This is a genomic window from Synechococcus sp. R8-2 (assembly GCF_047461715.1).
In the GTDB taxonomy this organism is placed as follows: Bacteria; Cyanobacteriota; Cyanobacteriia; order Thermostichales; family Thermostichaceae; genus Thermostichus.
Map to the genome: position 1 here is coordinate 1 of NZ_JANSHQ010000661.1, position 2922 is coordinate 2922.

Annotated in this window: 3 protein-coding genes; 1 reads left to right on the forward strand and 2 read right to left on the reverse strand. The window is 59.9% G+C overall.

Annotated features, from left to right (window positions below):
• Positions 1-59 precede the first annotated feature (59 nt).
• The gene (gene rpsT / locus NW819_RS13630; protein WP_414331315.1) at positions 60-389 is read right to left on the reverse strand and encodes a 30S ribosomal protein S20; all 330 of its coding nucleotides are present in this window, start codon (positions 387-389) and stop codon (positions 60-62) included.
• 87 nt (positions 390-476) lie between these two features.
• Here rpsT and NW819_RS13635 point away from each other — a divergent pair, with 87 nt between their 5' ends.
• A complete protein-coding gene (locus NW819_RS13635) occupies positions 477-1841 on the forward strand; it encodes a CRTAC1 family protein (RefSeq protein ID WP_414414077.1) in 1365 nt (454 codons plus the stop codon).
• On the opposite strand, the gene moaA is transcribed toward NW819_RS13635, so the two are convergent.
• Positions 1838-2815 (reverse strand): GTP 3',8-cyclase MoaA, encoded by a 978-nt coding sequence (gene moaA / locus NW819_RS13640; protein WP_414414078.1) that lies wholly within the window; start codon positions 2813-2815, stop codon positions 1838-1840. The genes NW819_RS13635 and moaA overlap by 4 nt on opposite strands.
• Positions 2816-2922: the final 107 nt, after the last annotated feature.

Genomic DNA, 2922 nt, shown 5'->3' on the forward strand with positions numbered 1-2922 from the left:
CTCCTGCGATTTCTAGCTGAAATCCCGCACAAGCACCACTTCCGAAGCAGCAGGAGAAGTCAATCACGCCCACCCAAAGCCTCAGCCTGGGATTTTTCCGAGGAAGCCACAGACAGCTTCACAATCCGGGCCAGCCGAGCCTTACGACGAGCGGCTGTGTTTTTGTGCAGGACGCCGGTTTTGGCAGCTTTATCAATGCGGCTGAAAGCAGCACTCATCGCCGCCTGGATTTCCTGCAGAGTTTCTTGCTGTGGGTTGGCGGCATAGGCAGTTGAGAGGGAGATCACTTTCTTCATCAGAGCGCGCACCATGGCTTTGGTGGCTTTATTGCGCAGCCGATTCCGCTCTGCGATCTGAACGCGCTTGATGGCAGATTTGATGCGTGGCATGGTTGAAGGGGAAGTTCCAGCGAAGATCCAGCATACCATCAGAGCTGGAAGCTCCACCAGTTCCTATTGTTCTCCGATGGGATCCCCATGTTCCAAGATTGCAGCTCGCAGATCCGCTTTAACCCACCTGCCCTTTTCTACGGGGTTGCCGCTTGCGATTTGGATCGGGATGGGGCCTTTGAGCTGTTTGTGTGCGGGTTCCGCGGCTCCAATCGAGTCTTGAAGTGGGATGGGCAAACCCTGGTGGATCAAGCAGACGACACCCTGGCCGATGCAGGGCGCATGGCAATTGGGGTGGCTGCTGCCGACTTTGACGGGGACGGGCAAGAGGAACTCTACGTTTTGAATACCGATACCTTCGGCGGGCGCAAGCGCTTTGGGGATCGCCTCTTCGACTGGCAGGGATCTCGCTGGGTGGATCTGTTCTCCCTGCCGCAAAACCAAGATGCCCTCAACTTGACCGCAGGTCGCTCTGTAGCCTGTGTGGATCGTCTTGGCCAGGGGCGCTATGGATTTTTCGTGGCCAACTACGGCGGCCCCATGCGCCTGTATGAGCTGGCCTCCAACCAGATGATCGCCGATGTAGCGCCAGAAGCGAGACTCAATCGGGTGACGGGCGGGCGGGGGTTGGTGGCCGTGCCCTTGGTCTCGCAGCGGATGGACATTTTTGCCGTCAATGAGCAGGGACCCAACTTTCTGTTTCGCAACCGGGGGGATGGCACCTTTGAAGAGATTGCCGCTGAGGTGGGCCTGGCGGATCCGGACGAGCATGGGCGCGGCGTGGCAGCGGTGGATCTGGATGGGGATGGACGGCTGGATTTGCTCTACGGCAACTGGGAAGGCCCCCATCGCCTCTGGATCCAGACCCCCAGCGGTTTTTTTAAGGATGTAGCCCCCCCTGAGCTGGCCAGGCCCTCTCGCATTCGCACGGTCATTGCTGCCGACTTCGACAACGACGGCTATCCGGAGCTGTTTTTCAACAACATCGGCGAGCCCAACCGTCTGTTTGCATGGCGCTCAGGCCGTTGGCAAGCCATCGACATTGGAGATGCTGCCGAGCCGCAGGGATTGGGGACAGGAGCAGCGGTGGCCGATGTGGATGGGGACGGTCGTCTAGAATTGTTGATTGCCCATGGGGAGTCTGGCGCCCAGCCTCTCAGCTTCTATCGCCCTCAGGCCAATGCCAACAACTGGCTGAGGGTTCTGCCCCTCACCCGCCAGGGAGCCCCGGCCCGCGGCGCGTTGGTAAGGCTGCTCACCTCCACCCGTACCCAGATCCAGGCCATCGACGCCGGCAGCGGCTACCTCTGTCAGATGGAGCCGGTGGCCCACTTTGGCCTGGGATCCGAAACAGGGGTCAAGGAAATCCAGATCCAGTGGCCGGATGGGAAACAGTTGCAGGTGGCCCACCCACCGGTCAACCAGCTTTTGCGGATCCCTTATCCCCGCTAGCCGCCAATCTGAGACATGGTGCGCCGGTAGGATCCCTGGCTGCCGGTGTCCCGTCCTTTGAAGTTGATGTCCGGCTTGATGTCCAGCAGTTCTCGCACCTGCTGTCTTAGCCTTTCGGCAGGGATCCCAGCTCGCAGCGGATCCCGCAGGTTGATTTGGCCGGATTCGTTGAGCAGGCAAGGGCGCAGCCAACCGTCGCTGGATAGCCGCATGCGGTTGCATCGATCACAAAAGCACTCCGACATCTGGCTGATAAAGCCCAAGGTGCCTTTTGCCCCCGGGATGCGAAACACATCCGCCGGCCCATTGCCGGCCACAAACCCAGGTTCCAGGCCAAAGCGAGCGCGAATTCGCTGTCGCAGCACCTCAGACTCTACCCAGCCCGTCTGCTGGAAGAGGGCGGCATTGCCGATGGGCATAAACTCGATGAAGCGCACATGCCATTGCCGCTCCAGGGTAAGGGCAGCCAGATCTTCCACTTCCGATTCGTTGAGCCCAGGGATCACCACCACATTCAACTTGAGGGGATCAAACCCCACTTGGTGGGCAACTTGGATCCCGGCCCAGACCTGCCGCCAGCGATCCCGCCCCGTGATCAGTCGAAAGGTCTCGGGGTTGAGGGAATCAAAGCTGATGTTGATGCGGCGCAACCCCGCTTCATAGAGGAGTTGAGCTTTTTGGCTGAGGTTGAAGCCGTTGGTGGTAAGGGCCACATCTCTCACCCCAGGCAGGCTGCATAGAGCCCGGATGAGGTGCTCCAGCCCCGGCCTGAGCAGGGGTTCGCCGCCGGTGAGGCGAAAGCAATCGATCCCCAACGGCAAAAACACCTCTCGAACCAACGTGAGGATTTCCTCATCCGTTAAACGCTCTGGGGCTTGCAGCCACGTCAACTCCGCCTCGTCAGGCATGCAGTACTGGCAGCGGAAATTGCAGCGATCGATCAAGCTGATGCGCAGATAGTTAACGGTCGGCATGGCAAGCTGGGCCAGAAACAGATGGGGCACCCCTCCCCCCAGAGTGCCGAGCAACGCCGAGGACCCTTTCCGTTGCCTCTGGAAAACCTCCCAGCGTCTCCATCCGC